This is a genomic window from Neisseria wadsworthii 9715 (genome assembly GCF_000227765.1).
Classification (GTDB): Bacteria; Pseudomonadota; Gammaproteobacteria; order Burkholderiales; family Neisseriaceae; genus Neisseria; species Neisseria wadsworthii.
This window is the reverse complement of record NZ_JH165160.1, coordinates 1-6104: the sequence shown is the minus strand read 5'-3', so window position 1 is coordinate 6104 and position 6104 is coordinate 1. Positions and strand designations below refer to the sequence as shown.

Sequence of the window (6104 nt, the reverse complement as noted above, 5' to 3'; positions counted from 1 at the left end):
TTGGGTATAGTTCGGTTTCTTCGCTGCTGCTGCAGTGATTCACGAACTGGTTATTATAGCACAAGCTGTTTTGATTGGTTCGCGCTCTTTAACAATACAGATTACCGATAAGTGTGGGTGCGATGGGCCCCACACTGTTTGAAAGACAGACAAGAAATCTTGTCGGTTTCTTTGAAGCAGACCAGAAGTTATTAAGTTAGAGATTGAACATAAGAGTTTGATCCTGGCTCAGATTGAACGCTGGCGGCATGCTTTACACATGCAAGTCGAACGGCAGCGGGGGAGAGCTTGCTTTCCTGCCGGCGAGTGGCGAACGGGTGAGTAATGCATCGGAACGTACCGAGTAGTGGGGGATAACTGTCCGAAAGGATGGCTAATACCGCATACGCTTTGCGAAGGAAAGCGGGGGCTCTTAGGACCTCGCGCTATTCGAGCGGCCGATGTCTGATTAGCTAGTTGGTGGGGTAAAGGCCTACCAAGGCGACGATCAGTAGCGGGTCTGAGAGGATGATCCGCCACACTGGGACTGAGACACGGCCCAGACTCCTACGGGAGGCAGCAGTGGGGAATTTTGGACAATGGGGGGAACCCTGATCCAGCCATGCCGCGTGTCTGAAGAAGGCCTTCGGGTTGTAAAGGACTTTTGTCAGGGAAGAAAAGCTTCGGGTTAATACCCTGGAGTGATGACGGTACCTGAAGAATAAGCACCGGCTAACTACGTGCCAGCAGCCGCGGTAATACGTAGGGTGCGAGCGTTAATCGGAATTACTGGGCGTAAAGCGAGCGCAGACGGTTACTTAAGCAGGATGTGAAATCCCCGGGCTCAACCTGGGAACTGCGTTCTGAACTGGGTGACTAGAGTATGTCAGAGGGGGGTAGAATTCCACGTGTAGCAGTGAAATGCGTAGAGATGTGGAGGAATACCGATGGCGAAGGCAGCCCCCTGGGATAATACTGACGTTCATGCTCGAAAGCGTGGGTAGCAAACAGGATTAGATACCCTGGTAGTCCACGCCCTAAACGATGTCAATTAGCTGTTGGGGCACTTGATGCTTTAGTAGCGTAGCTAACGCGTGAAATTGACCGCCTGGGGAGTACGGTCGCAAGATTAAAACTCAAAGGAATTGACGGGGACCCGCACAAGCGGTGGATGATGTGGATTAATTCGATGCAACGCGAAGAACCTTACCTGGTCTTGACATGTACGGAATCCTCCGGAGACGGAGGAGTGCCTTCGGGAGCCGTAACACAGGTGCTGCATGGCTGTCGTCAGCTCGTGTCGTGAGATGTTGGGTTAAGTCCCGCAACGAGCGCAACCCTTGTCATTAGTTGCCATCATTTAGTTGGGCACTCTAATGAGACTGCCGGTGACAAACCGGAGGAAGGTGGGGATGACGTCAAGTCCTCATGGCCCTTATGACCAGGGCTTCACACGTCATACAATGGTCGGTACAGAGGGTAGCCAAGCCGCGAGGTGGAGCCAATCCCACAAAACCGATCGTAGTCCGGATTGCACTCTGCAACTCGAGTGCATGAAGTCGGAATCGCTAGTAATCGCAGGTCAGCATACTGCGGTGAATACGTTCCCGGGTCTTGTACACACCGCCCGTCACACCATGGGAGTGGGGGATACCAGAAGTAGGTAGGGTAACCGCAAGGAGCCCGCTTACCACGGTATGCTTCATGACTGGGGTGAAGTCGTAACAAGGTAGCCGTAGGGGAACCTGCGGCTGGATCACCTCCTTTCTAGAGAAGAAGGGGTTTGTCGCACTCACACTTATCGGTAAACTGTATAAGAAGCGGTATTTATTAAAGAAGCGATTGAAAGCTTGCGGAAAGAGACCTGGGTTTGTAGCTCAGCTGGTTAGAGCACACGCTTGATAAGCGTGGGGTCGGAGGTTCAAGTCCTCCCAGACCCACCACTCAAACAAGCAATACGCATATTGGGGGCATAGCTCAGTTGGTAGAGCACCTGCTTTGCAAGCAGGGGGTCATCGGTTCGATCCCGTTTGCCTCCACCAAAAAAAACTTTGATAAAGGACTTTACAAATTAAAGTCAGCTGCTAGAATGCGCAGCTCATTTTAATTTGCCAAGTTTAACCGCGATTGGATAAACAAACGCATTGATCTTTAACAAATTGGAAAGCCGAAATCAACAAACAAACGAAGCTAATCAGCATTAAGCTGATTAACAGAATTTGGGTGATGATTGTATCGATTTGTCTGTGAGCACAAAAGGCACAGGCAAATACACAACAAGCAGTAAGCTTTATCAAAGTAGAGGCCTTAAGTTGGGAAGGTAGTCAACGCCGGAACAGCGAAGTCAAGAGGTTCTTCAAATGATAGAGTCAAGTGAATAAGTGCATCAGGTGGATGCCTTGGCGATGATAGGCGACGAAGGACGTGTAAGCCTGCGAAAAGCATCGGGGAGCTGGCAAAAAAGCTTTGATCCGGTGATGTCCGAATGGGGAAACCCACCGTATTGATACGGTATCCTTGTCTGAATACATAGGGCAAGCGAAGCGAACCCGGAGAACTGAACCATCTAAGTACCCGGAGGAAAAGAAATCAACCGAGATTCCGTAAGTAGTGGCGAGCGAACGCGGAGGAGCCTGTATATGATAGCTGTTGAGATAGAAGAACAAGCTGGGAAGCTTGGCCATAGTGGGTGATAGCCCCGTATTCGAAATTTCAACGGTGGTACTAGGTATACGACAAGTAGGGCGGGACACGTGGAATCCTGTCTGAATATGGGGGGACCATCCTCCAAGGCTAAATACTCATCATCGACCGATAGTGAACCAGTACCGTGAGGGAAAGGCGAAAAGAACCCCGGGAGGGGAGTGAAATAGAACCTGAAACCTGATGCATACAAACAGTGGGAGCCTATTAATTGGGTGACTGCGTACCTTTTGTATAATGGGTCAACGACTTACATTCAGTAGCGAGCTTAACCGGATAGGGGAGGCGTAGGGAAACCGAGTCTTAATAGGGCGAATAGTTGCTGGGTGTAGACCCGAAACCGAGTGATCTATCCATGGCCAGGATGAAGGTGCCGTAACAGGTACTGGAGGTCCGAACCCACGCATGTTGCAAAATGCGGGGATGAGCTGTGGATAGGGGTGAAAGGCTAAACAAACTCGGAGATAGCTGGTTCTCCCCGAAAACTATTTAGGTAGTGCCTCATGTATCACTTCCGGGGGTAAAGCACTGTTATGGCTAGGGGGTCATTGCGACTTACCAACCCATGGCAAACTAAGAATACCGGAAAGTGCAATCATGGGAGACAGACAGCGGGTGCTAACGTCCGTTGTCAAAAGGGAAACAACCCAGACCGCCAGCTAAGGTCCCAAATGACAGATTAAGTGGTAAACGAAGTGGGAAGGCCCAGACAGCCAGGATGTTGGCTTAGAAGCAGCCATCATTTAAAGAAAGCGTAATAGCTCACTGGTCGAGTCGTCCTGCGCGGAAGATGTAACGGGGCTCAAATCTGTAACCGAAGCTGCGGATGCACGTAGTGCATGGTAGGGGAGCGTTCTGTAGGCCGAAGAAGGTGACTTGAGAAGGTTGCTGGAGGTATCAGAAGTGCGAATGTTGACATGAGTAGCGATAAAGCGGGTGAAAAGCCCGCTCGCCGAAAGCCCAAGGTTTCCTACGCAACGTTCATCGGCGTAGGGTGAGTCGGCCCCTAAGGCGAGGCAGAAATGCGTAGTCGATGGGAAACGGGTTAATATTCCCGTACTTGATTCAAATGCGATGTGGGGACGGAGAAGGTTAGGTTGGCAAGCTGTTGGAATAGCTTGTTTAAGCCGGTAGGTGGAAGACTTAGGCAAATCCGGGTCTTCATAACACCGAGAAGTGATGACGATTGTCTACGGACAAGAAGTAACCGATACCACGCTTCCAGGAAAAGCCACTAAGCTTCAGTTTGAATCGAACCGTACCGCAAACCGACACAGGTGGGCAGGATGAGAATTCTAAGGCGCTTGAGAGAACTCGGGAGAAGGAACTCGGCAAATTGATACCGTAACTTCGGGAGAAGGTATGCCCTCTGAGGTGAAGCACTTGCTGCGTAAGCTTTGGAGGGTCGCAGAGAATCGGTGGCTGCGACTGTTTATTAAAAACACAGCACTCTGCAAACACGAAAGTGGACGTATAGGGTGTGACGCCTGCCCGGTGCTGGAAGGTTAATTGAAGATGTGAGAGCATCGGATCGAAGCCCCAGTAAACGGCGGCCGTAACTATAACGGTCCTAAGGTAGCGAAATTCCTTGTCGGGTAAGTTCCGACCCGCACGAATGGCGTAACGATGGCCACACTGTCTCCTCCCGAGACTCAGCGAAGTTGAAATGGTTGTGAAGATGCAATCTCCCCGCTGCTAGACGGAAAGACCCCGTGAACCTTTACTGTAGCTTTGCATTGGACTTTGAAGGCACTTGTGTAGGATAGGTGGGAGGCTTAGAAGCAGAGACGCCAGTTTCTGTGGAGCCGTCCTTGAAATACCACCCTGGTGTCTTTGAGGTTCTAACCCAGGTCCGTAATCCGGATCGGGGACCGTGCATGGTAGGCAGTTTGACTGGGGCGGTCTCCTCCCAAAGAGTAACGGAGGAGTTCGAAGGTTACCTAGGTCCGGTCGGAAATCGGACTGATAGTGCAATGGCAAAAGGTAGCTTAACTGCGAGACCGACAAGTCGAGCAGGTGCGAAAGCAGGACATAGTGATCCGGTGGTTCTGTATGGAAGGGCCATCGCTCAACGGATAAAAGGTACTCCGGGGATAACAGGCTGATTCCGCCCAAGAGTTCATATCGACGGCGGAGTTTGGCACCTCGATGTCGGCTCATCACATCCTGGGGCTGTAGTCGGTCCCAAGGGTATGGCTGTTCGCCATTTAAAGTGGTACGTGAGCTGGGTTTAAAACGTCGTGAGACAGTTTGGTCCCTATCTGCAGTGGGCGTTGGAAGTTTGACGGGGGCTGCTCCTAGTACGAGAGGACCGGAGTGGACGAACCTCTGGTGTACCGGTTGTGACGCCAGTCGCATCGCCGGGTAGCTAAGTTCGGAAGAGATAAGCGCTGAAAGCATCTAAGCGCGAAACTCGCCTGAAGATGAGACTTCCCTGAGGGCTTGACCCTCCTGAAGAGTCGTTCGAGACCAGGACGTTGATAGGTCGGGTGTGGAAGCGCAGTAATGCGTGCAGCTAACCGATACTAATTGCTCGTGAGGCTTGACTCTATCATTTGAAGGACTTTGCACCGTAGAGGGTGCTGAGGCTTCGGATATAAAGCTTATGTCAGTCTTGAAGAAGATACACATCACAGTTGATTAAAGAATAAATAAGTGGAAGCTTGCTTTCCATAACGGCTTTACCGATTTGCACAGTTTAAGTCTGGCGGCCATAGCGGGTTGGCCCCACGCCTTCCCATCCCGAACAGGACCGTGAAACGACCCAGCGCCGATGATAGTGTGGATACCCATGTGAAAGTAGGTCACTGCCAGACACCCATACAGAATCCCCGATATCGATCTGATATCGGGGATTTGCTTTGTGTGCGGCGTCCGCTGTGGTGGCGGGTGATGGATTGTTGTAAAACTGATAATAACGAAGAAAACGACTTGTAAGCTTGGGGCGGTTTGGTTATGATGGCTGTTCATAAAGGGCGTTGTTGGCTCGTTATGTACGGTATATTGACCAAACACATTCGGGAAACCGGCTGAATCATATAAGGATGGAAAACACATGAAAAAACTGATGTTAGGTGCGTTGGCGGCGTTGTCGTGTGCGTGGTCGTTGGCGGCGGTGAATATCAATACGGCGACGGCGGAGGAATTGAAGGCGCTGCCGGGTATCGGCCCGGCGAAGGCGGCGGCGATAGTGGAGTACCGTCAGGCCAACGGTGCCTTTAAAAGTGTGGAGGAGTTGAAGAAGGTGAAGGGTATCGGCGACGGTATCTTCAACAAACTGAAGGAAGAGGCGACGGTATCGGGTGCGGCGAAGGCCAAAGCGGCCAAACCGCTGCAGCCTAAGGCTAAGTAGGGACCATATCTCTGCTTGAAACGGTCAGACGGCGGTAACAGACAAAACAGATGAGCAAAGGCCCGTAAAA

At 51.2% G+C, this 6104-nt stretch carries 1 protein-coding gene, 2 tRNA genes and 3 rRNA genes; all 6 read left to right on the top strand.

Going from position 1 to position 6104, the window contains the following annotated elements; genetic code table 11:
• Window positions 1-205: 205 nt before the first annotated feature.
• Window positions 206-1746: ribosomal RNA gene (locus HMPREF9370_RS11405) — 16S ribosomal RNA — on the top strand.
• A 99-nt stretch (window positions 1747-1845) separates the two neighbouring features.
• A tRNA-Ile gene (locus HMPREF9370_RS11400) sits at window positions 1846-1922 on the top strand.
• Between the two features lie 23 nt (window positions 1923-1945).
• Window positions 1946-2021 (top strand) — tRNA-Ala (locus HMPREF9370_RS11395).
• A 325-nt stretch (window positions 2022-2346) separates the two neighbouring features.
• Window positions 2347-5232, top strand: a 23S ribosomal RNA gene (locus HMPREF9370_RS11390).
• Between the two features lie 153 nt (window positions 5233-5385).
• Window positions 5386-5498 (top strand): 5S ribosomal RNA (gene rrf, locus HMPREF9370_RS11385).
• Together the 16S, 23S and 5S rRNA genes with 2 tRNA genes alongside form the textbook arrangement of a ribosomal RNA operon.
• A gap of 239 nt (window positions 5499-5737) precedes the next feature.
• Window positions 5738-6034: a ComEA family DNA-binding protein gene (locus tag HMPREF9370_RS11380; protein WP_009117675.1), complete on the top strand. Its 297-nt coding sequence runs from the start codon at window positions 5738-5740 to the stop codon at window positions 6032-6034.
• The last annotated feature ends 70 nt before the right edge of the window (window positions 6035-6104 follow it).

What these genes read in the sequence shown, in the direction of transcription:
- HMPREF9370_RS11380 (WP_009117675.1), top strand. Translation starts at nt 5,738, where the DNA reads ATGAAAAAACTGATGTTAGGTGCGTTGGCGGCGTTGTCGTGTGCGTGG.